Source organism: Mycolicibacter sp. MU0083, assembly GCF_963378075.1.
In the GTDB taxonomy this organism is placed as follows: domain Bacteria; phylum Actinomycetota; class Actinomycetes; order Mycobacteriales; family Mycobacteriaceae; genus Mycobacterium; species Mycobacterium kokjensenii.
Genome location: NZ_OY726394.1, coordinates 1586053 through 1613023, shown reverse-complemented (window position 1 = coordinate 1613023; position 26971 = coordinate 1586053). Strand labels below are relative to the sequence as shown.

Annotated in this window: 24 protein-coding genes; 15 read left to right on the top strand and 9 right to left on the bottom strand. The window is 68.6% G+C overall.

Translation table 11 applies throughout. The features are described from left to right. The first annotated feature begins 20 nt into the window (after window positions 1-20). The 7 genes from aceE to RCP38_RS07400 all read left to right on the top strand — a co-directional run bounded on the left by aceE (window position 21) and on the right by RCP38_RS07400 (window position 9701). Window positions 21-2822, top strand: coding sequence for a pyruvate dehydrogenase (acetyl-transferring), homodimeric type (gene aceE, locus RCP38_RS07430; protein WP_308476468.1), 2802 nt, complete (start codon window positions 21-23; stop codon window positions 2820-2822). 54 nt (window positions 2823-2876) lie between these two features. Continuing rightward, window positions 2877-4187, top strand: a complete 1311-nt coding sequence (locus RCP38_RS07425; protein ID WP_308476467.1) for a PucR family transcriptional regulator — start codon at window positions 2877-2879, stop codon at window positions 4185-4187. 165 nt (window positions 4188-4352) lie between these two features. Next, on the top strand, window positions 4353-5285 hold the full coding sequence (locus tag RCP38_RS07420) for an ACP S-malonyltransferase (RefSeq protein ID WP_308476466.1): 933 nt from the start codon (window positions 4353-4355) through the stop codon (window positions 5283-5285). Window positions 5286-5365: 80 nt separating this feature from the next. Then, entirely contained in the window at window positions 5366-5665 is a 300-nt protein-coding gene (acpM, locus tag RCP38_RS07415) for a meromycolate extension acyl carrier protein AcpM (protein WP_046287036.1), read from the top strand. Between the two features lie 2 nt (window positions 5666-5667). Then, the gene (gene kasA / locus RCP38_RS07410; protein WP_308476465.1) at window positions 5668-6921 is read left to right on the top strand and encodes a 3-oxoacyl-ACP synthase KasA; all 1254 of its coding nucleotides are present in this window, start codon (window positions 5668-5670) and stop codon (window positions 6919-6921) included. A gap of 33 nt (window positions 6922-6954) precedes the next feature. After that, the gene (kasB, locus tag RCP38_RS07405) at window positions 6955-8223 is read left to right on the top strand and encodes a 3-oxoacyl-ACP synthase KasB (RefSeq protein WP_308476464.1); all 1269 of its coding nucleotides are present in this window, start codon (window positions 6955-6957) and stop codon (window positions 8221-8223) included. A 56-nt stretch (window positions 8224-8279) separates the two neighbouring features. Further along, window positions 8280-9701 carry an acyl-CoA carboxylase subunit beta gene (locus RCP38_RS07400; RefSeq protein ID WP_308476463.1) on the top strand — a complete coding sequence of 474 codons (1422 nt, stop codon included), beginning with the start codon at window positions 8280-8282 and terminating at the stop codon, window positions 9699-9701. A gap of 156 nt (window positions 9702-9857) precedes the next feature. Here RCP38_RS07400 and RCP38_RS07395 read toward each other — a convergent pair whose 3' ends face one another. Continuing rightward, window positions 9858-10607, bottom strand: a complete 750-nt coding sequence (locus tag RCP38_RS07395; protein WP_308476462.1) for an SDR family oxidoreductase — start codon at window positions 10605-10607, stop codon at window positions 9858-9860. Window positions 10608-10716: 109 nt separating this feature from the next. Between RCP38_RS07395 and RCP38_RS07390 the strand changes: the two genes are divergently transcribed. Further along, entirely contained in the window at window positions 10717-11601 is an 885-nt protein-coding gene (locus RCP38_RS07390) for a LysR family transcriptional regulator (RefSeq protein WP_308476461.1), read from the top strand. Here the strand turns inward: RCP38_RS07390 and RCP38_RS07385 are convergent. Both RCP38_RS07385 and RCP38_RS07380 read right to left on the bottom strand, forming a co-directional pair. Then, window positions 11583-13136, bottom strand: coding sequence for a glycerol-3-phosphate dehydrogenase/oxidase (locus tag RCP38_RS07385; RefSeq protein ID WP_308476460.1), 1554 nt, complete (start codon window positions 13134-13136; stop codon window positions 11583-11585). The genes RCP38_RS07390 and RCP38_RS07385 overlap by 19 nt on opposite strands. Continuing rightward, on the bottom strand, window positions 13133-13711 hold the full coding sequence (locus RCP38_RS07380) for a TetR/AcrR family transcriptional regulator (protein ID WP_308476459.1): 579 nt from the start codon (window positions 13709-13711) through the stop codon (window positions 13133-13135). Before RCP38_RS07380 ends, RCP38_RS07385 begins: the two co-directional genes overlap by 4 nt. 56 nt (window positions 13712-13767) lie before the next feature. Here RCP38_RS07380 and RCP38_RS07375 point away from each other — a divergent pair, with 56 nt between their 5' ends. After that, the gene (locus tag RCP38_RS07375) at window positions 13768-15351 is read left to right on the top strand and encodes an FAD-binding oxidoreductase (protein WP_308477109.1); all 1584 of its coding nucleotides are present in this window, start codon (window positions 13768-13770) and stop codon (window positions 15349-15351) included. Then, window positions 15348-16274, top strand: coding sequence for a diacylglycerol kinase (locus tag RCP38_RS07370; RefSeq protein WP_308476458.1), 927 nt, complete (start codon window positions 15348-15350; stop codon window positions 16272-16274). Before RCP38_RS07375 ends, RCP38_RS07370 begins: the two co-directional genes overlap by 4 nt. A 26-nt stretch (window positions 16275-16300) precedes the next feature. Here RCP38_RS07370 and RCP38_RS07365 read toward each other — a convergent pair whose 3' ends face one another. The 3 genes from RCP38_RS07365 to RCP38_RS07355 all read right to left on the bottom strand — a co-directional run bounded on the left by RCP38_RS07365 (window position 16301) and on the right by RCP38_RS07355 (window position 18828). Then, window positions 16301-16822, bottom strand: coding sequence for a DUF3145 domain-containing protein (locus RCP38_RS07365; RefSeq protein WP_308476457.1), 522 nt, complete (start codon window positions 16820-16822; stop codon window positions 16301-16303). Window positions 16823-16947: 125 nt separating this feature from the next. Beyond that, a complete protein-coding gene (locus RCP38_RS07360; protein WP_308476456.1) occupies window positions 16948-17772 on the bottom strand; it encodes a serine hydrolase domain-containing protein in 825 nt (274 codons plus the stop codon). Between the two features lie 24 nt (window positions 17773-17796). Then, complete coding sequence (locus RCP38_RS07355) at window positions 17797-18828, bottom strand: AraC family transcriptional regulator (protein WP_308476455.1); 1032 nt, start codon at window positions 18826-18828, stop codon at window positions 17797-17799. A gap of 93 nt (window positions 18829-18921) precedes the next feature. Between RCP38_RS07355 and RCP38_RS07350 the strand changes: the two genes are divergently transcribed. The 3 genes from RCP38_RS07350 to RCP38_RS07340 are packed head-to-tail and all read left to right on the top strand — an operon-like array spanning window position 18922 to window position 22449. After that, window positions 18922-20724, top strand: coding sequence for an N-acyl-D-amino-acid deacylase family protein (locus tag RCP38_RS07350; RefSeq protein WP_308476454.1), 1803 nt, complete (start codon window positions 18922-18924; stop codon window positions 20722-20724). A gap of 10 nt (window positions 20725-20734) precedes the next feature. After that, window positions 20735-21820 (top strand): S-(hydroxymethyl)mycothiol dehydrogenase, encoded by a 1086-nt coding sequence (locus RCP38_RS07345; RefSeq protein ID WP_308476453.1) that lies wholly within the window; start codon window positions 20735-20737, stop codon window positions 21818-21820. After that, window positions 21817-22449: an MBL fold metallo-hydrolase gene (locus RCP38_RS07340; protein WP_373692460.1), complete on the top strand. Its 633-nt coding sequence runs from the start codon at window positions 21817-21819 to the stop codon at window positions 22447-22449. Before RCP38_RS07345 ends, RCP38_RS07340 begins: the two co-directional genes overlap by 4 nt. 122 nt (window positions 22450-22571) lie before the next feature. On the opposite strand, the gene RCP38_RS07335 is transcribed toward RCP38_RS07340, so the two are convergent. The 3 genes from RCP38_RS07335 to RCP38_RS07325 form a co-directional block, all read right to left on the bottom strand. After that, on the bottom strand, window positions 22572-23312 hold the full coding sequence (locus RCP38_RS07335; RefSeq protein WP_308476452.1) for an SHOCT domain-containing protein: 741 nt from the start codon (window positions 23310-23312) through the stop codon (window positions 22572-22574). A 34-nt stretch (window positions 23313-23346) separates the two neighbouring features. Continuing rightward, complete coding sequence (locus RCP38_RS07330; RefSeq protein ID WP_308476451.1) at window positions 23347-24906, bottom strand: Hsp70 family protein; 1560 nt, start codon at window positions 24904-24906, stop codon at window positions 23347-23349. A 247-nt stretch (window positions 24907-25153) separates the two neighbouring features. Beyond that, complete coding sequence (locus RCP38_RS07325; protein WP_308476450.1) at window positions 25154-25339, bottom strand: hypothetical protein; 186 nt, start codon at window positions 25337-25339, stop codon at window positions 25154-25156. 200 nt (window positions 25340-25539) lie between these two features. Between RCP38_RS07325 and RCP38_RS07320 the strand changes: the two genes are divergently transcribed. Then, window positions 25540-26214, top strand: a complete 675-nt coding sequence (locus RCP38_RS07320; RefSeq protein ID WP_373692459.1) for a cutinase family protein — start codon at window positions 25540-25542, stop codon at window positions 26212-26214. A 92-nt stretch (window positions 26215-26306) separates the two neighbouring features. After that, the gene (locus tag RCP38_RS07315; protein WP_308476449.1) at window positions 26307-26966 is read left to right on the top strand and encodes a cutinase family protein; all 660 of its coding nucleotides are present in this window, start codon (window positions 26307-26309) and stop codon (window positions 26964-26966) included. Window positions 26967-26971: the final 5 nt, after the last annotated feature.

Sequence of the window (26971 nt, the reverse complement as noted above, 5' to 3'; positions counted from 1 at the left end):
CCGAACCAAGGAGCAATGCGTTGAGCACTGAGGCCGCAAATCAGGACCTGGCCAAAAAGCCAAGCACCACAGGCGAATCCGACCGAGTAAGGGTGATCCGCGAAGGTGTGGCGTCGTACCTGCCCGATATCGACTCCGAAGAGACCTCCGAGTGGTTGGAGTCGTTCGACGAACTGCTCGCGCGGTCCGGCCCGGCCCGCGCCCGCTACCTGATGTTGCGGCTGCTCGAACGCGCCGGGGAACAGCGCGTCGCGATCCCCGCACTGACCTCCACCGACTACGTCAACACCATCCCGACCGAACTGGAGCCCTGGTTCCCCGGCGACGAGGAGACCGAGCGCCGTTACCGCCGTTGGATCCGCTGGAACGCCGCGGTGATGGTGCACCGCGCCCAACGTCCCGGCGTCGGCGTGGGCGGCCACATCTCCACCTACGCATCCTCCTCGACGCTCTATGAGGTCGGTTTCAACCACTTCTTCCGCGGCAAGGACCACCCCGGCGGCGGCGACCAGGTGTTCATCCAGGGCCACGCCTCCCCCGGCATCTATGCCCGCGCCTTCCTCGAGGGCCGACTGAGCACCCATCAACTCGACGGCTTCCGCCAGGAGCACAGCCACCCCGGCGGCGGCCTGCCCTCCTACCCGCACCCGCGCCTGATGCCCGACTTCTGGGAATTCCCCACGGTGTCGATGGGCCTGGGGCCGATGAACGCCATCTACCAGGCCCGGTTCAACCACTACCTGCACGACCGGGGCATCAAGGACACCTCCGACCAGCACGTGTGGTGCTTTCTGGGCGACGGCGAGATGGACGAACCCGAAAGCCGCGGCCTGCTGCAGATGGGGGCACTGGAGGGCCTGGACAACCTGACCTTCGTCATCAACTGCAACCTGCAACGTCTCGACGGCCCGGTGCGCGGCAACGGCAAGATCATCCAGGAACTGGAGTCGTTCTTCCGTGGCGCGGGCTGGAACGTGATCAAGGTGGTGTGGGGCCGCGAATGGGATGCCCTGCTGCACGCCGACCGTGACGGCGCCCTGGTCAACCTGATGAACGTCACCCCCGACGGGGACTATCAGACCTACAAGGCCAACGACGGCGGCTACGTGCGCCAACACTTCTTCGGCCGCGACCCGCGCACCAAGGCCCTGGTGGAAAACCTCTCCGACCAAGACATCTGGCACCTCAAACGCGGCGGCCACGACTATCGCAAAGTCCATGCCGCCTACCGCGCCGCCATCGAACACAAGGGCCAGCCGACGGTCATCCTGGCCAAAACCATCAAGGGCTACAGCCTGGGCAGCTACTTCGCCGGCCGCAACGCCACCCACCAGATGAAGAAGTTCCGCCTGCAAGACCTCAAGGACTTCCGCGACGAGATGCGGATCCCGATCCCGGACTCCGAACTCGAGGCCAACCCCTACCTGCCGCCCTACTACCACCCCGGGGAGCAAGCGCCCGAGATCCGCTACCTGCTGGATCGCCGCCGTGCCCTGGGCGGCTTCGTGCCCCGGCGCCGCACCACCGCCCGCACCCTGGCACTGCCGGGCCCGGACGCCTATGCGGCGGTCAAGAAGGGCTCCGGCAACCAGGAGGTCGCCACCACCATGGCGACCGTGCGGGTGTTCAAAGAATTGTTGCGGGACAAGCAGATCGGCCCGCGGCTGGTACCGATCATCCCCGACGAGGCCCGCACGTTCGGGATGGACTCCTGGTTCCCGTCGCTGAAGATCTACAACCGCAACGGCCAGCTCTACACCTCCGTCGACGCCGACCTGATGCTGGCCTACAAGGAGAGCGAAGTCGGCCACATCCTGCACGAGGGCATCAACGAGGCCGGCTCGACGGCGTCGTTCACCGCCGTGGGCACCTCCTACGCCACCCACGACGAGCCGATGATCCCGATCTACATCTTCTATTCGATGTTCGGCTTCCAGCGCACCGGCGACGGCCTGTGGGCCGCCGCGGACCAGATGGCGCGCGGATTCGTCCTCGGCGCCACCGCCGGACGCACCACGCTGACCGGTGAAGGCCTCCAGCACGCCGACGGGCACTCCCTGCTGCTGGCGTCCACCAACCCCGCCGTGGTCTCCTACGATCCCGCGTTCGCCTACGAGGTCGCCCACATCATCGACAGCGGCCTGCAGCGCATGTTCGGTCCCGACCCGGAGAACGTCTACTTCTACATCACCCTCTACAACGAGCCCTACGTCCAACCGGCCGAACCCGACGGATTCGATCCCGAGGGTCTGCTGCGCGGTATCTACCGCTACCGCAAAGCGGCCGAAAGCCGGGCGAGCACCGCGCACATCCTCGCCTCCGGCGTCGCGATGCCCGAGGCACTGCGCGCCGCGGACCTGTTGGCCGCCGACTGGGACGTGGCCGCCGACGTCTGGTCGGTCACCAGTTGGGGTGAGCTCAACCGCGACGGCGTCGCGATCGAACGCCAACGCCTGCGCCACCCCCAGCGCCCGGTCGACGTCCCCTATGTGACCCGGGTGCTCTCCGAGGCGCTGGCCGACACTCCGGGCCCGGTGGTCGCCGTGTCGGATTGGATGCGCGCGGTGCCCGAACAGATCCGGCCGTGGGTACCCGGTGACTACACCACCCTGGGGACCGACGGTTTCGGGTTCTCCGACACCCGGCCCGCCGCCCGTCGTTACTTCAACACCGACGCCGAGTCCATCGTGGTGGCGGTGCTGGCCGCACTGGCCCGTGACGGCGCCGTCGACGCCTCCGCACCGATCGCCGCGGCGACGCGCTACCAGATCGACGACGTGCTGGCCGCGCCGGAACAGACCTCGGATCCGGGTGTGGCCTGACCCGGCCACACCCACTTGTGGGTATCAACCAGAATTCAGGCGTAGCTTTTAGGGATGCCTGACAAGTCCGCTTCGACCCCTCCGGGGAGTCCGGTCCTGCCGCGTTCCACGTTGGACCTGCTCAGCGCGGTCCCGGACACCATCCTGCGCAGGCTCAAGAACTATTCGGGCCGGCTCGCCACCCAGGCCGACGCGGTGATGGGCGAACGACTGCCGTTCTTCGCCGAATTGGAGGCGTCGCAGCGGGCCAGCGTCCAACTGGTGGTGCAGACCGCGGTGGTCAACTTCGCCGAGTGGATGCGCGACCCGCACGGCAACGTCAGCCACACCGCGCAGGCCTTCGAGTTGGTGCCCCAGGACCTGACGCGGCGCATCGCACTGCGGCACACCGTCGACATGGTGCGGGTCACCATGGAGTTCTTCGAGGAAGTCGTGCCGTTGTTGGCCCGCTCCGAAGAAGAGGTCTCCGCGCTGACGGTGGGCATCCTCAAATACAGTCGCGACCTGGCCTTCACCGCGGCGTCGGCCTACGCGGACGCCGCCGAGGCCCGGGGCACCTGGGACTCCCGGATGGAGGCCAGCGTGGTGGACGCCGTGGTGCGCGGCGACACCGGGCCCGAACTGCTCAGTCGCGCCGCGGCGCTGAACTGGGACACCACCGCTCCGGCCACCGTCGTGGTCGGCACCGCCCCACCGGGACCGGACGCCTTCGCCGGGCAGAAGGCCAGCCAGGATGTCCGCGACGTCGCCGAACGTCACGGCCGTGCGGCGTTGACCGACGTCCACGGCACCTGGCTGGTGGCCATCGTGTCCGGCCCGCTGTTGCCCACCCAGAAGTTCTTCGCCGACCTGCTCGGCGCGTTCTCCGACGGGCCGGTGGTGATCGGCCCGACCGCGCCGACGCTGACCGCGGCCTACCACAGCGCCAGCGAGGCGATCTCGGGGATGAACGCCGTCGTCGGCTGGACCGGGGCACCGCGCCCGGTGCTGGCCCGCGAACTGCTGCCGGAGCGGGCCCTGATCGGGGACGCCTCGGCGATCGCGGCGCTACACACCGACGTGATGCGACCTCTGGCCGAGGCGGGCCCCACGCTCACCGAGACCCTCGACGCGTATCTGGACTGCGGTGGCGCGATCGAGGCCTGCGCACGAAAGTTGTTCGTTCATCCCAACACGGTCCGGTACCGGCTCAAGCGGATCGCCGACTTCACCGGACGCGATCCGGCGGTCCCCCGCGACGCCTATGTGCTGCGGGTCGCGGCGACGGTGGGGCGGCTGGCCAATCAGGCGCAGCATGCCACCATCAGCAGCGCAGACGTGACGTATGCCACCGACAGCGCCGCGCTACCACCCGCGACCGGCTGATCCACCGCGCACCCGGAAGCAGCCTTGCCCCGACGTGTTGTCGCAGTTAGGTATCGAATGCATCGCATGAATCGACTAATTTGTAGGGTCTCCACAAAAACATAAGACAATGTTCATAATCTAGGACATCCTGCAAAACGCTCTTCACAATGTTCTCTTAAAGACGTGATTGCGTTGCTCGCTCCCGGACAGGGATCGCAGACTCCCGGCATGCTGGTGCCGTGGTTGGAGTCGGCCGACTCCGACGCCGCCCGCGATCAGCTGACCGCCTGGTCGGAGATCAGCGGCCTGGACCTGATCACGCTGGGCACCACCGCGACCGCCGAAGAGATCACCGACACCGCGGTCACCCAACCCTTGGTGGTGGCGGCGACTCTGCTGGCCTACGCCGAGCTGACCAAGCGACGCAACGGATCGGCCCTCGGCGCCGACGTGGCCGTCGCCGGCCACTCCGTCGGTGAGATCGCCGCCTACGCGATCGCCGGCGTGATCTCCGCCGACGACGCCGTCCTGCTGGCCGCCATCCGCGGCCGGGAGATGGCGAAGGCCTGTGCTCTCGAGCCCACCGGCATGGCCGCGGTGCTCGGCGGAGACGAAGCCGAGGTGTTGGCCCGACTCGAACAGCTCGACCTGACCCCGGCCAACCGCAACGCCGTCGGCCAGATCGTGGCCGCCGGGCCGCTGCCCGCGCTCGACAAGCTCGCCGAAGACCCGCCGGCCAAGGCCCGGGTCCGCAAGCTGGCCACCGCCGGGGCGTTCCACACCCAGTACATGGCGCCCGCGCTGGAGGCCTACGCCGCCGCCGCGGACAAGATCGTCGCCGCGGGCGTCTCCGAGCCCACCGTCACCCTGCTGTCCAACCGCGACGGACAGCCCGTGACGTCGGCGGCCCAGGCGATGGAGCACCTCGTCGCGCAGATGACCCGGCCGGTGCGCTGGGATCTGTGCACCGAGACGTTGCGCGCCCGCGAGGTAACGGCGATCGTGGAGTTCCCGCCCGCCGGCACCCTGGCGGGCATCGCCAAACGCGAACTTCGGGGGACCCCGACGCACGCCGTCAAAGCCCCCGCGGATCTGGACGGGCTCCCCGAGTTCTAACGCCCGCATCCAAACCTGCACCACCCAAAACGCAGTAATCACCCGCACACCCCGTGCGGATCCAACCGAAGGGAAACACAGTGGCTGCCAGCCAGGAAGAAATCATCGCCGGTCTCGCCGAGATCATCGAAGAGGTGACCGGGATCGAGCCCAGCGAGGTCACCGTCGAGAAGTCCTTCGTCGACGACCTGGACATCGACTCGCTGTCGATGGTGGAGATCGCCGTTCAGACCGAAGACAAGTACGGCGTGAAGATCCCCGACGAGGACCTCGCGGGCCTGCGCACCGTCGGTGACGTGGTGGGCTACATCCAGAAGCTCGAGGCCGAGAACCCCGAGGCTGCCGCCGCACTGCGCGAGAAGTTCGGTTCCGAGAGCTAATCGTGTCCTCTAAGCCTTCGACGGCCAACGGCGGTTACCCCAGTGTGGTGGTAACCGCCGTTGAGGCCACGACATCGCTCGGTGCCGACATCGACAGCACCTGGAAAGCCCTGCTGGCCGGCGAAAGCGGTATCCACGTCCTCAAGGGTGAGTTCACCGAGAAGTGGGACCTGGCGGTCAAGATCGGCGGCCAGCTCAAGGACCCGGTCGACGACCACATGGGTCGGCTCGACATCCGGCGTATGTCGTACGTGCAGCGGATGTCCAAGCTGATCAGTGGCCGACTCTGGGAGAACGCCGGTTCGCCCGAGGTCGACAAGGACCGGCTCGCGGTCGTCATCGGCACCGGTCTGGGCGGCGGCGAGAAGATCGTCGAGACCTACGACCTGATGAACGAGGGCGGGCCCCGCAAGGTCTCGCCGCTGGCCGTCCAGATGATCATGCCCAACGGCGCGGCCGCCGTCGCCGGACTGCAGCTCGGCGCGCGCGCCGGAGTCATCACCCCGGTCTCGGCCTGCTCGTCGGGTTCCGAGGCGATCGCCCACGCCTGGCGCCAGATCGTCATGGGTGACGCGGACATGGTCGTCTGCGGCGGCGTGGAGGGCGGCATCGAGGCCCTGCCGATCGCGACGTTCTCGATGATGCGTGCCATGTCGACCCGCAACGACGAGCCCGAGAGGGCCTCGCGTCCGTTCGACAAGGACCGCGACGGATTCGTGTTCGGCGAGGCCGGCGCGATGATGATCATCGAGACCGAAGAGCACGCCAAGGCGCGCGGCGCCAAGCCGCTGGCCCGCCTGATGGGCGCCGGAATCACCTCCGACGCCTACCACATGGTGGCTCCCGGCCCCGACGGTAAGCGCGCCGGTTACGCGATGAAGCGGTCGCTGGAGCTGGCGGGCCTGTCCGCCAAGGACGTCGACCACATCAACGCGCACGGCACCGCCACCCCGATCGGTGACACCGCCGAGGCGAACGCGATCCGGGAAGCCGGTTGCCAGCACGCCGCGGTGTATGCGCCCAAGTCGGCGCTGGGCCACTCCATCGGAGCGGTCGGTGCGTTGGAGTCGGTGCTGACGGTGCTCTCGTTGCGTGACGGGGTCATCCCGCCGACGCTGAACTACGAGACGCCGGACCCCGAGATCGATCTGGACGTGGTGGCGGGCGAGCCCCGTTACGGCGACTACAAGTACGCAATCAACAACTCGTTCGGCTTCGGTGGGCACAACGTCGCGCTCGCCTTCGGGCGGTACTGACGCTCCGACACGAAAAAGGAGTTCGCACGACCCATGTCAACACTGGCTACAGGCAACGGTTTTCCCAACGTCGTCGTCACCGGTTTTGCCATGACGACCGCTCTGGCCGGCGACGCAGAGAGCACCTGGAAAGGTCTGCTCGACGGCCAGAGCGGGATTCGTACGCTCACCGACTCGTTCGTCGAGGAATACGACCTCCCGGTACGGATCGGTGGGCACCTCGTCGAACCCCCGGAAGCCTTCGACGAGGGGCTGACCCGGCAAGAACTGCGACGCCTGTCCTATCTGCAGAAGATGTCCACGGTTCTGGGTCGGCGTGCGTGGGCGCACGCCGGTTCGCCCGAGGTCGACACGACGCGCCTGATGGTGGCGGTCGGCACCGGGATGGGGTCCTCCGAGGAGCTGGTCTGGGCCTACGACGGCATGCGGGAACGAGGCCTGCGAGCCGTCTCGCCGCTGGTCGTGCAGAAGTACATGCCCAACGGGGCGGCGGCGGCCATCGGGCTGGACCGCAAGGCCAAGGCCGGGGTGATCACCCCGATCTCGGCCTGCGCGTCGGGATCCGAGGCCATCGCCCACGCCTGGCAACAGATCGTGCTCGGTGAGGCCGACGTGGCGATCTGCGGTGGCGTGGAGACCCGGATCGAAGCGGTGCCCATCGCCGGGTTCGCCCAGATGCGCATCGTGTTGTCCAACTCCAACGACGACCCGGAGGGCGCCTGCCGACCGTTCGACCGCGACCGCAACGGGTTCGTGTTCGGCGAAGGCGGTGCGGTGCTGGTGATCGAGACCGAGGAGCACGCCAAGGCGCGCGGAGCCGAGATCTTCGCCCGCCTGATGGGTGCCTCGATCACCTCCGACGGCTACCACATCGTGGCGCCGGACCCCGACGGCCAGAGTGCGGGCCGGGCCATGACGCGGGCGATCCAGGTGGCCGGGCTGACCCCCGCCGACATCACCCACGTCAACGCGCACGCCACCGGCACCTCGGTCGGTGACGTCGCCGAGGGCCACGCCATCAACAACGCACTGGGAGCGCACGGCGGCAACGCCGCGGTGTACGCCCCCAAGGCGGCACTCGGTCACTCGGTCGGCGCGGTCGGCGCGGTGGAATCCATCCTGACCGTGCTGGCCCTGCGCGACCAGGTCATCCCCGCGACCCGCAACCTGACCAATCTCGACCCCGAGATCGACCTGGACGTGGTGGCCGGAGAGCCACGACCGGGCAACTACGAATACGCGATCAACAACTCGTTCGGATTCGGCGGACACAACGTCGCGCTGGCCTTCGGTCGGTACTGAAGACCATCAACGGACCCGGCACGAGACCCGCGAGCAATCGACCAAGGAGAGGCGCGATGACGACTATGGCTCCCGAAACGGTGGGCGAATCGCTAGATCCGCGCGATCCCCTGCTGCGACTGTCGACGTTCTTCGACGACGGCACCGTGGAGTTGCTGCACGAGCGTGACCGCTCCGGGGTGCTGGCGGCGAGCGGCACCGTCAACGGCGTGCGCACCATCGCGTTCTGCACCGACGGCACCGTGATGGGCGGTGCGATGGGCATCGACGGCTGTAACCACATCGTCGACGCCTACGACACCGCGATCGCCGAGCAGAGCCCGATCGTGGGCCTGTGGCACTCCGGCGGCGCTCGACTCGCCGAGGGTGTGCGCGCCCTGCACGCGGTGGGGCTGGTCTTCGAAGCGATGATCCGGGCATCCGGCTACATCCCGCAGATCTCGGTGGTGGTCGGATTCGCCGCCGGCGGCGCCGCCTACGGCCCGGCGCTGACCGACGTGATCGTGATGGCGCCCGAGGGCCGGGTGTTCGTCACCGGTCCCGACGTGGTGCGCAGCGTCACCGGCGAGGACGTCGACATGGCCGCCCTCGGCGGGCCCGACACCCACCACAAGAAGTCCGGTGTGTGCCACATCGTCGCCGACGACGAACTCGACGCCTACGAGCGGGGCCGCCGCCTGGTCGGGTTGTTCTGCCAGCAGGGGCATTTCGACCGCAGCAAGGCCGAAGCGCACGACAGCGACCTGCACGCACTGCTGCCCGAATCGGCGCGCCGCGCCTACGATGTGCATCCGCTGGTGACCGCACTGCTCGACGACGACGCACCGTTCGACGAGTTCCAGGGGAAGTGGGCTCCGTCGATGGTGGTCGGGCTGGGTCGGCTGGCCGGGCGCACCGTCGGGGTGCTGGCCAACAACCCGCTGCGGCTCGGTGGCTGCCTGAACTCCGAGAGCGCCGAGAAGTCGGCCCGATTCGTGCGGCTGTGCGACGCGTTCGGCATCCCGCTGATCGTGATCGTGGACGTGCCGGGTTACCTGCCCGGGGTCGGCCAGGAGTGGGGCGGCGTGGTGCGCCGCGGCGCGAAGCTGCTGCACGCGTTCGGTGAGGCCACCGTCCCGCGGGTCACGCTGGTCACCCGTAAGACCTACGGCGGGGCCTACATCGCGATGAACTCCCGGTCGTTGGGTGCCACCAAGGTGTTCGCCTGGCCGGACGCCGAGGTCGCGGTGATGGGCGCCAAGGCCGCGGTCGGCATCCTGCACAAGAAGAAGCTGGCCGCCGCCGCCGACCACGAGCGTGACGCCCTGCACGAGGAGCTGGCGCTCGAGCACGAGCGGATCGCGGGCGGGGTGGACAGCGCCATCGACATCGGCGTCGTCGACGAGAAGATCGACCCGTCACACACCCGCAGCAAGATCACCCAGGCCCTGGCCGAGGCACCCGCCCGCCGCGGCCGGCACAAGAACATCCCGCTGTAGGGGCGCCCCCCTCATCCCTCATCCCTCATCCCTCATCCCTCATCCCTCATCCCTCATCCCTCATCCCTCATCCCTCATCCCTCATCTCGCGAGCGAGCGTGTCTGTACACCGACACGCCGTGATCCGCGTACAACCGCGCACGCTCGCCGGCCGATTCAGCGCGTGGTGTACCCGCCGTTGGCGAAGATCGTCTGCCCGGTGACCCAGTGCCCGCCGTCGAGTAGGAACAGCACCAGCGGCGCGATGTCCTCGATCCGGGTCAACCGGTTGCCCATGCCCTGCGACTTGTGGAACTCGACTCGCTCGGGGGTCTCCTGCGGGTAGAAGAACGGGGTGTCCATCGGACCGGGGGCGACGCTGTTGACGCTGATCCCCCGGGTTCCGAACTCCTTGGCCGCCGCCCGGGTGAAGTGCTCCACCGGACTCTTGGACCCCGCATAGGTGGAGTAGCCGTCGGTGAACGCGCCGAGCAGCGCGGTCACGATCGTCACCACCGCGCCGTTGTCGTTGAGTCGCCTGCCGGCCTGCTGCAGAAAGAAGTAGGCGGCCTTGGCGTTGACGTCGAACATCGAATTATATTCGGCTTCAGTGGTTTCCAGTATCGGCTTTCGCAGCACCTTGCCGACGGTGTTGATCGCGAAATCCACCCCGCCGAACGCGTCGACCGCCGCGTCGAACAACGCGGTGACATTGGCCGGAGCGCTGAGGTCGCCCTGCACCTTGATCGCCTTGGCACCGGTGGCCCGTACCGCCGCGACGGTGGCGTCCGCGTCGGATTCCGAACCGTCGCTGTTGTAGTGCACGGCCACGTTGACACCCCTCGAAGCCAACGTGACGCTGATCAACCCGCCCAGGTTCTTCGCCCCGGCGGCCACCACCGCAGACTTCCCCACCAGATCACTCATGGATATCCCCCTCGTCGTCGCAGACCATGAAACTAACCGGCCATTCCACAAATAAGAAACAGATAATTACGGATGTTCAACAACCATCATTTGTGGATAGCATGGGTCGATGTCCCCGGTCCCCGATCTGCGTCGCCTGACCCACTTCATCGCCGTCGCCGAGTCCGCGGGATTCACCAGTGCGGCCCAGCACCTGCACCTGTCGCAGCAGGCGCTGTCGCATTCGGTACAGCAGTTGGAGAAGGAGATCGGCGTACCGCTGCTGACGCGCTCCGGCCGCCGGATCACGGTGACGGCGGCCGGCCAGGTTCTACTGGACGAGGGTCGCGTACTGCTGGCGGCGGCCCGGACCCTCACCCGACACACCCGCGCCGCCGCCGGCGCGCAACCGGCCGAATTCGTGATCGGCCACTCCCCCGCGATCAGTACCCACGAGGCGTACTCGCTGATCGCACCTGCGATCGCCGCGGCACCCGACACGTCGTTCACGGTCATGCAACTGTTTCCCGACCGGCTCACCGCCGGTGTGCGCGACGGCGACGTGCAACTGGGCCTGCGCCGGGCGGTGGTGCCCCAGGAGCAACTCGCCGGTGCGGTGATCCGCTACGACACGCTGCGGGTCGCCGTACGTACCGATCACCGGCTGGCCACCCGCGGCCGGATCGGCATCGCCGAACTCGCCGACGAACCGATCGCGCTGTGGGCGCCGCCGGGCGCCTCCTACTACAGCGACTTCCTGATCAACGCCTGCCGCCGCGCCGGGTTCGAACCCCAATACCGGGTCAGCCGGGTGCAGGGCTGCCCGCCGGAGGTGGCGGCGCTGACCGAGAACGCCGCCGCGTTCGTCACCGCGGCGGCCGGCCCGACGGTCGGCGGCGCCGTGACGATCATCGATCTCGATGAGCCCCTGCTGGTACCGCTGCAGGGGCTGTGGCAGCCGCATACCAGCTCCGCGGTGAGGGATCTGATTCTTCGTCAGTCCCCCGCCGGTTGATCCGGCATGGGGGCGAACTCCCGCGCTACCGCGAGCACCCGATCGCGATCGGAGTCCACCAGGCCTATCCGGGTGCGACGATCCACGATGTCGGCCACGGTCAGCGCGCCTTCGTGGCTGACCGCGTACTCGAATTCGGCTCGGAGAACATCGATTCCGTCGGCCACCGGGTCTCCCGGACGGCGGCAGGTGCCGGCGGCCAGCACGTTGGCCGCCTCGGCGCCGTAGCGCGCAACCAGCGATGCCGGCAGTTCTGCCGCCGGGCCCTGCGCGCCGGGATTGCCGGGGGCCCCGATCAGCGGCAGATCGCGGGTGCGGCAGGACGACGCCGCCAGGCCCCGCGCCCGCACCGCGCGATCCAGCACGTCTTCGGCCATGTGCCGGTATTCGGTCAGTTTGCCGCCGATCACGCTGAACACTCCCGACCCCGATTCGACGACGGCGTGGTTGCGTGAGACATCCGCGGTGCGCCCCTCCCCGGTATCGATCAGCGGCCGCAGCCCGGCATAGGCGCCGCGGACATCCGTCATCCACAGGGCGGTGTCGAGTGCGGTGTTGACGGTGTCGAGCAGGAACGAGATCTCCGCATCGGTGGGCCGCGGGACGTCGGGAATCGGTCCGGGTGCTTCTTCGTCGGTCAGCCCCAGGTAGACACGGCCCAATTGTTCGGGCATCGCGAAGACGAATCTGTTCAGTTCGCCGGGGATCGGAACCGTCAGGGCCGCAGTCGGATTGCCGAAAGCCGCCGCGTCGAACACCAGGTGGGTCCCGCGGCTCGGCCGAAGCCGCAGCCCCGGGTCGATGTCGGCGGCCCACACCCCGGTCGCGTTGATCACCGTTCGGGCCGCGACGTCGAACGATGCGCCGGAGAACCGGTCGGTCAACCGCACCCCGTCCCCGGTGGCCTGCGACGCGGCGACATAGGTCAGGACCGTCGCACCGTGCTGCGCCGCCGTGCGGGCCACCGCCGTGACCAGTCTCGCGTCGTCGATCAACTGTCCGTCATAGGCCAGCAGGCCCCCGTCGAGGCCGTCCCGGCGCACCGTCGGCGCCAGTTGCGCGGCCCGCTCGGCCGAGATCCGGCGCGACCGCGGCAACACCTCCGGCGAGGTTCCGGCCAGCCGGCGCAGCCCGTCGCCGGCCAGGAATCCCGCCCGCACCAGGGCACGGTCGCGGGTGCGCATCGAGGCCAGCAGCGGAACCAGTTGCGGCATGGCCCGCACCAGGTGAGGAGCGTTGCGGCTCATCAGGATTCCGCGTTCGATGGCACTGCGTCGCGCGATACCGACGTTGCCGGTCGCCAGATACCGCAGCCCGCCGTGCACCAGTTTGGAGCTCCACCGGCTGGTCCCGAATGCCAGGTCGTGTTTGTCCACGCACACCACCCGCAGGCCGCGGGTGGCCGCGTCCAGTGCGATCCCGGTGCCGGTGATGCCCGCCCCGATCACGACGACGTCGACGGTCCCCCCGTCGGCCAGCGCGGTCAGTTCGGCGGTACGGCGGGCGGCGTTGAGCGCGGCGAAGTCCGGGATCACGACAGGTACCTGTTCAGGGTGTAGGCCAGTTCAACCGAGAGGGCGTCCTCATCCAGGATCGGCGCGACCACCTGCGCCGACTGAATGGCCGATTGGGTGATCAGCAGACACATCGCCGCGAGCCGGCGGGGATCGCCGGCCCGGACCTCGCCACCGTCCTGCGCGTTGCGGAGTTCGCCGGCGACCAGGTCGATCAACCGCCGTTGGCTGGCGCCCATCCGCTCGGCGATATAGACCATCGCCAACTCGGGGGCATGATGCAGCACCTGCATCACCACGTCGTCGTGGCGCAGTCGGGCGGCCACCGCGACGATCCGCGTCACCAGCGCCGCGCGCCCGGAACCGGGTTGCGCCACCTCGGACCAGGCGGCGGTGATGCGTGCCGTCAGCAGTGCGGCGATCACCGATCGACTGTCCGGCCAGCGCCGGTAGACCGTGGGGCGACTGACCCCGGCACGGCGCGCGATGGCCGCCAGCGTCACCCGTTCAACGCCCAGCGCGAGCAGACAGCTGGCGGCGGCCTCGAGGATCCGTTCCCCGACCTCCACCTGCTCGTCATTACTAGTTGACAGCATCTGTAATACTGTAACGCATGACGCCGGCCGATGCCCAGGACGCCCTGACCCCTCCGATGAAGTGGAACGCCTGGGGCGATCCGGCCGCGGCCAAACCGCTCTCCGACGGCATCCGACAACTGCTGAAGGCGGCGCTCGGAGTGGACGGCTCGAGCGCCACAGAGCCGGACCCGAGTCAGGTACGGCTGCGCCCGTCGGCGCTGACCGACGAACACCGGCAGGCACTGGAGGCCATCGTCGGGGCGGAGCACTGCCGAACCGGCCACCTCGATCGACTGCTGCACGCCGGGGGTAAGTCAACACCGGACCTGTTGCGGCGTAACGGTTCCGACATCCAAGATGCACCCGATGCAGTACTGCTTCCGGGCTTCGACCTCGACATCGCGGCAATCCTGGAGTACTGCGGCAACCACCGCATCGCGGTGGTGCCGTTCGGCGGCGGAACCAGCGTCGTCGGCGGGCTCGACCCGATCCGCGGCGACGCTTTCACCGCGGTGATCTCGCTGGACCTGCGCCGCTTCGACGCGCTGCACAGCCTCGACGAGGTGTCCGGCGAGGCGGAGTTCGGCGCCGGGGTGACCGGCCCCGCGGCGGAACGGCTACTCGGCGAACGCGGGTACTCCCTGGGCCACTTCCCGCAGAGCTTCCAATTCGCCACCCTCGGCGGCTTCGCCGCCACCCGCTCGTCGGGCCAGGACTCGGCGGGCTACGGCCGATTCGACGACATGGTCCGCGGCCTGCGGGCGATCACCCCGGCGGGCGTGCTGGAGTTGGGCCGCGCCCCGGCCTCGGCCGCCGGTCCCGACCTGCGTCAGCTGCTGCTGGGCTCGGAGGGCGTCTTCGGTGTCATCACCCGGGTGCGGGTGCGGGTGCATCCGACGCCGGAGACCACCCGCTACGAGGCGTGGTCGTTTCCCGATTTCACCACCGGCGCCGCGGCACTGCGCGCGGTCACCCAGACCGGCACCGGGCCCACCGTCATCCGCCTCTCCGACGAAGCCGAGACCGGTGTGAACCTGGCGACCACCGAGCAGATCGGCGAACAGCAGATCACCGGTGGCTGTCTGGCGATCACCCTGTTCGAGGGCACCGCCGAGCACACCGCGAGCCGGCACGCCGAAACCCGGGCGGTGCTGGAGGCGCACGGCGGCACCTCACTGGGCGAAGAACCTGCGCGGGCCTGGGAGCACGGCCGATTCGGTGCACCGTACCTGCGCGATTCACTGCTGGCCGCCGGGGCGCTCTGCGAGACGCTGGAGACCGCCACCGACTGGTCGCGGGTTCCCGCACTCAAAGCCGCCGTCACCGAGGCGTTGACCACCGCACTGGCCGACAGCGGGACGCCGGCGCTGGTGCTGTGCCACATCTCGCACGTCTACCCGACCGGCGCGTCGCTGTACTTCACCGTGGTCGCAGGCCAGCGCGGCAACCCCATCGAGCAGTGGAGCGCCGCGAAAGCCGCGGCAAGCCAAGCAATCATGAACGCCGGCGGCACCATCACCCATCACCACGCCGTGGGCGCCGACCACCGGCCCTGGATGAGCCGGGAGGTCGGCGAACTGGGTGTGCAGGTGTTGCGCGCCGTGAAGGCCACGCTGGATCCGGCCGGCATTCTCAACCCCGGCAAACTGATTCCATGAACCCGCGCCCGCAGAACCGCCGCGTGATCGACCGGGTCGCGCTGCTGACCAACCCGGCGGCCGGACACGGCAACGCCCGGCATGCCGCGGAGCGGGCTTTGGCGCGATTCCAGCAGCGCGGCATCGATGTCCAGCATCTCGTCGGCGCCGATCCCGGCCATGCCCGGAGACTGCTCGACGACGCCCTGGCGGCGGGCACCGACGCCGTGGTGGTGGCCGGCGGTGACGGCGTCATCTCCCTGGCATTGCAGTCGCTGGCGCTCGGCGACGTGCCACTGGGCATCATCCCGGCCGGCACCGGCAACGATCACGCCCGCGAATACGGTCTGCCCACAGGAGATCCGGAAGCCGCCGCCGACGTCGTCGTCGACGGCCGGATCGAGACGGTCGATCTGGGCCGGATCGCCGGCGACGACGGCGCGGTGTCCTGGTTCGGCACCGTGATGGCTGCCGGTTTCGATTCACTGGTCAGCGACCGGGTCAACCGGATGCGCTGGCCGCACGGCCGGATGCGCTACAACGTGGCGATGGTGGCCGAGATGTCGCGGCTCCGACTCCTGCCGTTCCGGCTGACGTTCGACGACGATGAGCAGCTGGAGATCGCATTGACGCTGGCGGCGTTCGGCAACACCCGCAGCTACGGCGGGGGGATGCTGATCTGCCCGGACGCCGACCACGCCGACGGCCTGCTCGACGTCACCATGGTGCATTCGGATTCGCGGGCCAAGCTGATCAGGCTGTTCCCGACGGTGTTCAAGGGCACCCACGTGCTGCTCGACGAGGTCAGCAGCCGTCGGGCGTCGTCGATTCGGGTGGAGTGCCCGGGGATCAACGCCTACGCCGACGGGGACTATGTCCGCCCGCTGCCGGTGACGGTGTCGGCGGTGCCCGGCGCGCTACAGATCCTGCGCCCGCCCCTCTAACCGCGGAGAAAAACGCGGCCGGGAAATCAGCCCACGCCGCGGCTGAGCCAGGACACCTCCGCGCCCTCCCCGCCGTCGCGGTAAGGCTCCAGCGCCTCGTCCCACGCGGCACCCAGCACGGTCTCCAACTCGGCGGCCAGCGCGTCGGCGCCGGCGGCCATCAAGCTGCGCAGCCGGTTCTCCCCGACCATCACATCGCCGTTGGCGCTCATCGTTCCGCTCCACAACCCGAGCTGCGGGGTGTGGCTGAACCGCTGGCCGTCCACTCCGGTGCTGGGGTCCTCGGTGATCTCGAAGCGCAGCACCGACCAGGAGCGCAGCGCGCTGGCCAGCCGGGCACCGGTGCCGACCGGGCCCACCCAGTTGACGACCGCACGCAATTGTCCCGGCATCGCCGGTTGCGGCGTCCAGTTGAGTTTCGCCTGGCCGTTGCGGGCGCCCAGGGTCGAGGTCAGTGCCCACTCGACATGCGGGCATACCGCCGCGGGCGAGGCGTGGATGTACACCACGCCGCTGGTCACGTCGGCGAATTGATTCGTCGCGCGCATCAGTTGCTCCTTCGGCTCCACGAGGGACGTCTTCCCCAACGACCTGGTGGATTCCTGCAGAGCAGTGATACTGCTGAGTATTTAGTGTTGTATGTGTCTATTGTGCCTTGTGTGACGCCTGTTGGCTAGTCCCAGCCGGTCGCGGCCACCACGGCATCGGCCAACACCGGCCAGCACGTCTTCGCCCAGTCCCCGAAATCACGATCGGTCAGCACCACCAGGGCCCGTTCGATCACCGGATCAACCCAGATCAACGTGCCCGACTGGCCGAAATGGCCAAAGGTCCGCGGTGAGTTCGTCGCACCCGTCCAGTGGGGACTCTTGCCGTCTCGGATCTCGAAGCCCAGACCCCAGTCATTGGGGCGCTGCGGCCCGTAACCGGGCAACACCCCATCCAGCCCGGGAAACTGCACACTGATCGCTTCGGCATGCAGTTGCGGCGACACCGTGACCGGTATCAGCAGGTCACCGGCGAATGCCGCCAGATCCGCCACCGTCGAGGTGGCCCCGAAACCGGCGCCCGCGGCGCCCCCGTCCAGTCGGCTGGCCGACATTCCCAGCGGCTCGAACACCGCCTGAGCCAGATAGTCGCCGAACTCGATCCCGGATTCCTGTTCGAGACTCCGGGCGAGCACCTCGAAGCCGTGATTGGAGTACACCCGGCGGGTGCCGGGCGGCGCCTGAATCCGGTCGGAGCCCGCCGCGAACCCGGACGCGTGCGCCAGCAGATGCCGCACGGTGGCCCCCGGCGGCCCGGCCGGGGTGTCCAATTCGACGGCCCCCTCCTCCACCGCGACGTGCACGGCCCGCGCCACCAACGGTTTGGTGACCGAGGCCAGGCGGAACGGTCGGGCGATGTCACCGTGGGTGGCCAGCACCCCGTGCGGGCCGACGACCGCGGCGGCCACATGATCGACCGGCCAGTCGTCGACAACATCCAGGACAGCCATCGGCGGCCAGCCTAGCCCGCCGGGCTAATGCGGCCCCGACGTCGTCTCGCCCGGCTCGGCCATCCGGGCCGCCTTGCGATGACTGCTCGCGCTGCAACCGAACCACCGCTGACAGGACCGGCTGAGCACACTCTGCTCGGCGTAGCCGAGTTCGCAGGCCAGATGCGCCAGGCTGATGTCGGTGTCACGCAGATAGCGGTGGGCGGCATCGCGGCGCACCCCGTCGACGAGCGTGGCGAACGTGGTCTGCTCGGCCGCCAGCCGCCGGTGCAGCGCCTTGGGATGCAAACCCAGTTCACCGGCGATCAGTTCCAGGCTGACCGTTCCGGTCGGCAACAACTGACGGGCGATGGCGCGCACCGACGCCGCAACACCCGCCGACTCTGCGGTGATAGCGCGCAGATAGCCGACCACGGCCTGATGCGCCTGGTCGTCCCGGTGCAGCGGCCGGTCCAGATCCGCGGTGCGGAAGGTGAATCCGGCGACCGGCTGGGCGAAGTAGGGCCGGCAGCCGAAGTAGGCCAGGTAGTCGCGCAGCGGGGTCAGCGGCTGGTGCGGAAGATGCACCGACAGCGGCGCGTACGGGGCGTCGAACATCATCCGCATGATGCCCAGCGATACGCCCAGCGACAGCTCGGTGGTCTGTGGGTGCGGTGGGGACCGATCGATGAGCACTTCGAAGGCATAGAACGATTCGTTGGGCTCGGCACCGGCCAGGATCCGTGCCGAGATCGCCGGACTGTAGGCGGACAGGAATCGCTCCACGATCGAGAACCCGCCGCCGACGGTGGCCGCGGTACGTGCCGCCACGCCCAGCGGCCCGAAGTTCCCGATGTCCTGGCGCAGCGCCAACCGCCGCCCGAAGTCCGGGCAGTCGACGGCGCTCGCGGCAGTCTCCACGGCCAGGATCACCGCCCGGTACGGCACGAAGACCTCATGCACTCCGACCGCCCCGCCGGGGACCCCGGCGGCCTGCAGCAACGCGGCGGGATCACCGCCGAGTTCGGCAACCAGCTCCGCGTATCCGGACAGCGCGGTGCCGCGCACCACCGACATGTCCGCAAATATCAAAGAATTGTCCGCAGATGTCAAGACTTCCGCTGCGTCGCGGGCCATGCTGGGAACGACATCCGGCGGAAGGGAATACCCGTGAGTTTTGACACCGTGATTCGTGGCGGCCGGTGGTTCGACGGCACCGGTGCGCCGTCGGCGATCCGCAACATCGGTATCCGCGACGGCCACGTCGCGGCGATCTCGGCCGAACCGCTCGATGAGACCGGCTGCGCAAACATCATCGATGCAGCGGGGAAATGGGTGATGCCCGGTCTGCTCGACATCCACACCCACTACGACGTCGAAGTCCTGGCCGCCCCGTCGCTGTCGGAATCGGTACGCCACGGGGTGACCACGGTGCTCGTCGGCTCGTGTTCGCTGTCGACCATCCACGTCGACGGGCCGGATGCCGGTGACATCTTCGGCCGCGTGGAGGCCATCCCCCGCAAGTACGTGGTGGAGACCATCGATGCCCACAAGACCTGGGCGAGTTGCGAGGACTACATCGCCGCACTGGAGAGTCGGCCGCTCGGCCCGAACGTGACGGCGTTCATCGGCCATTCGGACATGCGCGCCGCAACCATGGGCCTCGACCGCGCCACCCGTTCGAACGTTCGGCCCACCGCCGCCGAGCAGGCTCGGATGGAGCAGATGCTGGATGAGGCTTTGCAAGCCGGATTTGTCGGAATGTCCTCCCAGCAACTGCTTTTCGACAAGATGGACGGCGAGATCTGCCGCTCACGAACACTGCCCTCGACCTATGCCAAGCCGAAAGAGCTCCGCCGCCTCAAGGCGAAGCTGCGGCGCACCGGACGAATCCTGCAGGCCGGCCCCGATATCAAGAACCCACTGGACGTGGTGTCCCAGCTGGCCCAGGCCCTGGGGATCTTCCGCCGGCCGCTCAAGACCAGCCTGCTGGCCGCCGCCGACGTCAAGAGCAACCGGTGGGCGATTCCGACGATGGTCAAGGCGTCGCGGATGCTGACCAAGCTGGGCGCCGATTTCCGTTGGCAGCACCTGCCGGTGCCGTTCGACGTCTACGCCGACGGTATCGATCTGGTGATCTTCGAAGAGTTCGGGTCCGGGGCCGAGGCGCTGCACCTGCGCGAGTCCGTCGAACGTGACGAGTTGATGCGCGACGAGGCCTACCGGCGCCGTTTCCGCAAGGACTACGCCAACAAGTACGGCCCGCGGGTGTGGCACCGCGACTTCTTCGACGCCGAGATCACCGAATGCCCGGACACCTCGATCATCGGAAAGTCCTTCGGGCAGGTCGGGGTCGAACGCGGCGGCGTGCATCCCGTCGACGCGTTCCTCGACCTGGTCCTGGAGCACGGGACCGCGCTGCGCTGGCACACCACGATCTCCAACGACCGGCCCGAGGTACTCAAGACACTCGCGCAGGAGCCCGGCATTCAGATGGGTTTCTCGGACGCCGGCGCACACCTGCGCAACATGGCGTTCTACAACATGGGCCTGCGTCTGCTGCGCCACGTCCTCGACGCCGAGCAGGCCGGCAAGCCGTTCCTGTCGGTCGAGCAGGCGGTGCACCGGCTCACCGGCGAACTGGCCGACTGGTACCGGATCGATGCCGGCCACCTGCGGGTCGGCGACCGCGCCGACATCGCGGTCATCGACCCCGATCACCTCGACGACACCCTGGACGCCTACAGCGAAGACACCTTCGCCGCGTACGGCGGCATGTCACGGATGGTCAACCGCAACGACGACGCCGTCACCGCGGTCTTTATCTCGGGTCGCCCGGTGGTCCTCGACGGACAGCCGACCGAGGTGTTGGGTGCGCAACGCACCGGAAGTTTCCTGCGCGCCGACACGCCCACCCGCGCGGTCACCGCACAAGCCGAGGTGCCGGTAACGCGCGCCACACCGGCAACATAAGGTTGGCCGCATGAGTCAGACAGTGCGTGGCGTGATCTCCCGTGAGAAGGGCAAGCCGGTCGAGGTGACCGACATCGTCATCCCCGACCCCGGGCCCAACGACGTGGTCGTGGCCATCACCGCATGCGGGGTGTGCCACACCGACCTGACCTACCGGGACGGCGGCATCAACGACAACTACCCGTTCCTGCTGGGCCACGAGGCCTCCGGCACCGTCGAGTCGGTGGGATCGGCGGTGACCGCGGTGGCCCCCGGTGACTTCGTGGTCCTGAACTGGCGCGCGGTCTGCGGCCAGTGCCGGGCCTGCAAGCGTGGCCGGCCGCACCTGTGCTTCGACACCTTCAACGCCTCGGTGCCGATGACGCTGACCGACGGCACCGAACTCTCCCCCGCCCTGGGCATCGGGGCGTTCGCCGACAAGACCCTGGTCCACGAGGGCCAGTGCACCAAGGTCGATCCGTCCGCCGACCCGGCGGTGGCCGGTTTGCTGGGCTGCGGGGTGATGGCCGGTCTGGGTGCGGCGATCAACACCGGCGGCGTGACTCGCGACGACACCGTCGCGGTGATCGGTTGCGGCGGCGTGGGTGACGCCGCGATCGCCGGTGCCGCCCTGGTGGGAGCCCGGCGCATCATCGCCGTCGACACCGACGACACCAAGCTGGCCTGGGCCCGCGACTTCGGCGCGACCGACACCGTCAACGCTCGCACTCAGGACCCGGTCGAGACCATCCAGGAGCTCACCGACGGGTTCGGCGCCGACGTCGTGATCGACGCGGTGGGGCGCCCGGAGACCTGGAAGCAGGCGTTCTACGCCCGCGACCTGGCCGGAACCGTTGTGCTGGTGGGTGTTCCGACCCCCGATATGCAACTGGAGATGCCGCTGGTGGACTTCTTCTCCCGCGGCGGGTCACTGAAGTCTTCGTGGTACGGCGACTGCCTGCCCGAACGTGACTTCCCCACCCTGATCAGCCTGTACCTGCAGGGCCGGTTGCCACTGGAGAAGTTCGTCTCCGAACGCATCGGACTGGACGACATCGAGCAGGCCTTCCACCGGATGCACGGCGGCGAGGTGCTGCGTTCGGTCGTGGTGCTGTGAGCGCGAACAGCCCGATCCAGCGGGTCGTCACGCATGGCACCTTCGAACTCGACGGTGGCAGTTGGGAAGTCGACAACAACATCTGGGTCGTGGGTGACGATTCAGAAGTCATCGTCTTCGACGCCGCGCATACCGCGGCGCCGATCGTCGAGGCGGTCGGCGGACGCAAAGTGGTCGCGGTGGTGTGCACGCACGGCCACAACGACCACATCACCGTCGCGCCGGAGCTGGGCCAGACTTTCGACGCCCCGGTTCTGCTGCACCCGGCCGATGCGATGCTGTGGCAGATGACGCACCCGGACAACGAATTTCGTGCCATCGACGATGATCAGCGGCTGACCGCCGGCGGTATCGAACTGCACGCCCTGCACACTCCGGGCCACTCGCCGGGATCGGTGTGCTGGTATGCGCCGGATCTGGGCGCGGTGTTCAGCGGCGACACCTTGTTCCACGGCGGTCCCGGCGCGACCGGTCGCTCGTTCTCGGATTTCCCGACCATCCTGGCGTCCATCTCCGGGCGCCTCGGCGCGCTGCCGGCCGACACCGTCGTCTACACCGGGCACGGCGACAGCACCCGTATCGGCGACGAGCTGGTCAACTACGACGAGTGGGTGGCTCGCGGCCACTGACGATGCGCCGCGAGGAACGAGCGGCGTTGAGGAAGCGGCCCATCCGACGTAGCCACTGACGATGCGCCGCGAGGAACGAGCGGCGTTGAGGAAGCGGCCCATCCGACGTAGCCACTGACGGTTCAGTGCCCGCGCAGGATTCGCCGCTTCTCTTCGGCGAACTCCGCCTCGGTCAACGCACCGGAATCGCGGAGGGCCGTTATCGTTTTGAGCTGCTCGATACGGATGCCTTCATCGTCGGGGACGTATCGGCCGGCCACAGATTCCATGACGGTTTCCGCGGCGGATTCCGTCGCGGCACCGTCCGACCGCACCGACCGCGGGCGACCGCGGACCGCAAACCACCGCGCTGCGATCAGGTCCAACAGACCGAGACCGAAGATGCCGGCGAAGATCCAGACCAGCGACCACCGACCGGCGTGCTCACCGAACGCCAACCGCGGAGCGATGTAGGCACCGACCTGCCCGTCAGTAGTGATCTGGTAGTCGCCGGCGACCGCCACCTGCATCCGCCACAGCCGGCGTCGCGAATCGTTGTTGACCGTGGTGGTCGGCCCGATGCTCTCCTCGAACTCCGGATCGGGCGCCCCGTCCGGCGATGTCACGCCCAGGCTTATCGGCGGTACCGGCAGACCGCCGCCGGTAGGGCTGGAGATGACTCGGGTGTGCAGGCTCACCGTCACCTCGCCCACGGGCAGGTGCACCGTGCCACTGCCCGGAATCGGCACTTCGCCGTAGGCGGCATAGCGGTCCAGCACAAAGACATTGAGGATGAGTGCGACCACGAAACCGATCACACCGATGCCCATCAGGGTTACCGCAACACCGACCGGAATCCGCCTGATCGCACGCCGCGCGCTCATCTCGGCAGTGTGCCACGACTGGGCGATGCCCGCGCTACGGGCTGCCCGGTCCCCCGGTCGGTTCGGTGGGCTCGGGGGCCGGGTGCTCGGGAATCTCCGGGTTCTCCGGCCCCTCGGGGAACTCTGGGACGACCGACTCGTCGGGCAGCATCGGCAAGACCGGCTCGGGGCTGGGCGCGAACGCCGGCGGCGGCTCGTAGGTCGGGGACGGTGTGCTGGTCACCGGTACCGGTGGCACGGTGGAGTCTGGTGCGGGTTCGGCGGCGTTGCGTAACACCAGCACCGCCACGGTGCCCAACAAGGTCGCGACCACTGCGGCGAGGATGACCACCGGGATCGGTCGCCGATACCAGGGCACACCGCCCCCGCCGAGCGGTTCCCGTTCGGGCACCACCGCTTTGGCCGGCGGGGCGATGACCGGATCGGGTGGGGTGACCAGAGGTTGGGGTGCGGGCTCGGTTCCACCGTTGCCGGTCTGCGGCGGACTGAATTCCGGCGGCGGTTCCGGCACGGGGAATTGCGGCGACTCGCTCGGCGGAGGCGCCTGCTTCGGAACGGCAACCGCACTGCCGGCGACGCTGAGGGCCGCGCCGATCGCCGCGGTCAACTGCGGCCGCGGGGAGCTGACGACGGCGACACCGAAGCGTTGCGACAGCCCGGTCGTCACGGTCGGCATGTTCGCCCCGCCGCCGACCGAGACGATCGCAGACAGCCCGTCGGGCCGGACATCGTTGTCGGCCAGGATCTGCTCTAGAACCGTGAAAAAGCCGTCGAGAGGCTGACGCAGCGCTTCGTCGAGTTCCACCCGGGTCAGCCACGCCCCGCCGTGGAATCCGGCGAGTTCGGCCACCGTCTCCGCCGACAATTGTTCTTTGGCGTCACGGCACTGGTTGCGCAGCCGGTTCAGCGATCCCACTGTGGGGGAATCCTCGCCGTTGCCGCCGAGATCGGCCACTACATGATCGAGTAGCGCCTGATCGATGACGTCCCCGGCGAACGTGGTGATTCGACGGGTGGCGCCCAGCGGCGCGAATTCGCGGCCGGCATCGACGAGGGTGACGTTGGTGCCACTGCCGCCGAAATCGCACACCGCGATGACGCCCTGGTCCGGAAGGCCCGGATTGGCTTGCAGCGCAGCCAGAACCGCAGTGGTATCGGGGATCAGCGTTACCGGGTGCTGCGCCCATTCGGCCACTCGCCCCAGCGCGGTGCGCAATGCGGCGACCGCATCCCGCGACCAGTGGGCGGGGTGGGTCACCGCTACGGCGGGCGGTATCGGCTGGCCCTCGGTCACCGCGTAGGCGAGTGCGTGCAGTCCATCGGCGAGCAGCTGCTCGGCACGGTGCGTCGAGCCGTCGCTGGCCACCACCGGTCCGCCACCGCCGACTCGGTCGACGAAATCGGTTACCACCAGGCCGCGGTCATGCAGGCTGCCGCTCACGGCGGAGTTCTCCGATGGCATACCGATCTGGGACGGACGATCCCGGAACAGGGTCAGCACCGGCCGGCGGGTCACGGCCCGATCGGCGGTCACCGCCGCCAGGGTGGTCGCCCCGACGGACATGCCCAATGCGGGGCCTGTCTCTTGCGCCATGCTGTCCCATCCACGGTGTCGTTCCGGCGTCCAGGGCCCACCGGTCGTCGCAATTTTATCGACCAATCCCCGATATACCCGGCATTGCAGCACCATTGGTGCGGCGGCGACCGCACGCCCACGGCAATCGGATCCCGCTGACGTCGGTTCGTATGCGGGCGCGGAAGCGCGCCAGATCCCGTGTCCCGATGAGCCCGTAGCCGTTCGTCGCCGCATTCGGCGCGGTCGGTCTGCTCGCCGTTTTCGTCTACGAGGACGCCCGTTCCATCACCGGTCCGCTGTCGCGCGCGTGCGGCGCCACAGGCTCGGTGGTCGACAGGGCACGGATCGGTTGGCTCTGTGACGTGCCGGTCGGCACGCCCGCGGCATCGGCGGGGATCCCGGTGCCCGCACTGCCGGCCGCCGTCCGGCCGAAAGTTTGCTCGACGGACATCGACCGGTAACCGTGCGCCTGCCACGGCAGGCTGCCCCATGGGTCGCCGTCGACCCACCGGGCCGGATCTCAGTGACGACTCAGACCGCGGCTATGGTCTGCTCAGCGAACGGTCGCGCAGATCGTCATGATTCTGCGAATAGGGTCACTGCCAGGTGTGTCTACTGCATCGCACAGGTTTGTTATGCCACCATGGACCGGTGAACGCACGTCGGATTTTTCGCCCCCTCGGTGTTGCGCTAGCACTGACCTGGCTGCTGCACAGCACCATCGTCACCCCGTCCACCGCCTCCGCAGACCCCTGCCCGGATGCCGAAGTTGTGTTTGCTAGAGGTACCGACGAGGCGCCCGGCCTCGGCGAGACCGGGCAAGCTTTCGTCGACGCCCTGCGGGCCCGACTGCCGGAGCGCTCCGTGGAGGCGTACCCGGTCAATTACCCGGCCACCAATGACTGGCCGACCGGCATCCAGGGCATCCGCGACGCGGCCGCCCATATCGAGGCGACCGCCGCCAACTGCCCCAAGACCAAGATGGTCCTCAGCGGCTTCTCCCAGGGTGCCGCGGTGATGGGTTTCACCACCGCCGACACCATCCCGGACGGGGTGGACGGCAACGACGTACCTCGGCCGATGCCCCCCGAGGTCGCCGATCACGTCGCGGCCGTGGTGCTCTTCGGCACCCCGAACGAGCGGGCGATGAACTTCCTCGGCCAGCCGCCGGTGAGCATCGGCCCCGCCTACTCCGCCAAGACCATCCAACTGTGCGCCCCCGAGGACCCGGTCTGCTCGGAGGGACTGAACTTCGCCGCACACGCGCCCGACGCCTACGGCGGCATCGCCGACGAAGGTGCGGCGTACGCGGCAAACCGCCTTTAACCTCGATGTTCGGCGCACAACACCGCCTTTGCGGTTTGCTGAACCGCGACCCGAAGACCGGTGGCGGGGTCGGGGCATGTCAGCATTCAAGGATGAATCTGCCCTACACCGTTCGCACATTCGCCGCCGCCGTCATGTTGACGGGAACGCTCGTAGCGGCGCCGGTGGCCGTGCCGACGGCCTCCGCAGACCCCTGCCCGGACACCGAGGTGGTGTTCGCCCGCGGTTCCGGCCAGCCCGTCGGCCTCGGAGACGTCGGTGAGGCCTTCGTCAACTCGCTCAGGGAGCAGTTGCCCGACCGCGACATCAGCGTGTACCCGGTCGAGTACCCGGCGAGCACCGATTACCACAACAGTGCGGTGCTCGGTGAGAGCGACGCCTCCGCGCACATCCAGAGCACCGTCGCCAACTGCCCGAACACCAAACTCGTGCTCGGCGGGTACTCCCAGGGCGCCAGCGTCATCGCCATGTCCAGTAACGCGCTGCCGGCCCGAGTCGCCGACCACGTCGTCGCGGTGGCACTGTTCGGCCCCCCGTCGAGTCCGTACTCCACCTCACTGTGGGGCGGTCCGCTGCCGGTCCTCTCCTCGACCTACCGTCCGAAGGCCATCGACTTCTGCCTGGCCGGCGACATCTACTGCGAAGACGCGGGCAGCGTCGTGCCGCATCTGATGTATGTGCAGGACGGCAAGGCCATCGAGGCCGCCGCATTCGCCGCCGACCGGGTGACGGCGGCGAAGACCGCGGGCTGACCCGC

Excerpts from the sequence above, each read along its gene's own strand:
- RCP38_RS07370 (WP_308476458.1), top strand. The coding sequence starts at position 15,348 with ATGAACCCGCGCCCGCAGAACCGCCGCGTGATCGACCGGGTCGCGCTG.
- RCP38_RS07365 (WP_308476457.1), bottom strand. The coding sequence starts at position 16,822 with ATGCGCGCGACGAATCAATTCGCCGACGTGACCAGCGGCGTGGTGTAC.
- RCP38_RS07360 (WP_308476456.1), bottom strand. The coding sequence starts at position 17,772 with ATGGCTGTCCTGGATGTTGTCGACGACTGGCCGGTCGATCATGTGGCC.
- RCP38_RS07325 (WP_308476450.1), bottom strand. The coding sequence starts at position 25,339 with ATGTCCGTCGAGCAAACTTTCGGCCGGACGGCGGCCGGCAGTGCGGGC.
- kasB (WP_308476464.1), top strand. The coding sequence starts at position 6,955 with ATGTCAACACTGGCTACAGGCAACGGTTTTCCCAACGTCGTCGTCACC.
- RCP38_RS07390 (WP_308476461.1), top strand. The coding sequence starts at position 10,717 with ATGTCCCCGGTCCCCGATCTGCGTCGCCTGACCCACTTCATCGCCGTC.
- RCP38_RS07330 (WP_308476451.1), bottom strand. The coding sequence starts at position 24,906 with ATGGCGCAAGAGACAGGCCCCGCATTGGGCATGTCCGTCGGGGCGACC.
- RCP38_RS07355 (WP_308476455.1), bottom strand. The coding sequence starts at position 18,828 with ATGTCGGTGGTGCGCGGCACCGCGCTGTCCGGATACGCGGAGCTGGTT.
- RCP38_RS07380 (WP_308476459.1), bottom strand. The coding sequence starts at position 13,711 with ATGCTGTCAACTAGTAATGACGAGCAGGTGGAGGTCGGGGAACGGATC.
- RCP38_RS07345 (WP_308476453.1), top strand. The coding sequence starts at position 20,735 with ATGAGTCAGACAGTGCGTGGCGTGATCTCCCGTGAGAAGGGCAAGCCG.
- RCP38_RS07335 (WP_308476452.1), bottom strand. The coding sequence starts at position 23,312 with ATGAGCGCGCGGCGTGCGATCAGGCGGATTCCGGTCGGTGTTGCGGTA.
- RCP38_RS07425 (WP_308476467.1), top strand. The coding sequence starts at position 2,877 with ATGCCTGACAAGTCCGCTTCGACCCCTCCGGGGAGTCCGGTCCTGCCG.
- RCP38_RS07315 (WP_308476449.1), top strand. The coding sequence starts at position 26,307 with ATGAATCTGCCCTACACCGTTCGCACATTCGCCGCCGCCGTCATGTTG.
- RCP38_RS07395 (WP_308476462.1), bottom strand. The coding sequence starts at position 10,607 with ATGAGTGATCTGGTGGGGAAGTCTGCGGTGGTGGCCGCCGGGGCGAAG.
- RCP38_RS07400 (WP_308476463.1), top strand. The coding sequence starts at position 8,280 with ATGACGACTATGGCTCCCGAAACGGTGGGCGAATCGCTAGATCCGCGC.
- RCP38_RS07375 (WP_308477109.1), top strand. The coding sequence starts at position 13,768 with ATGAAGTGGAACGCCTGGGGCGATCCGGCCGCGGCCAAACCGCTCTCC.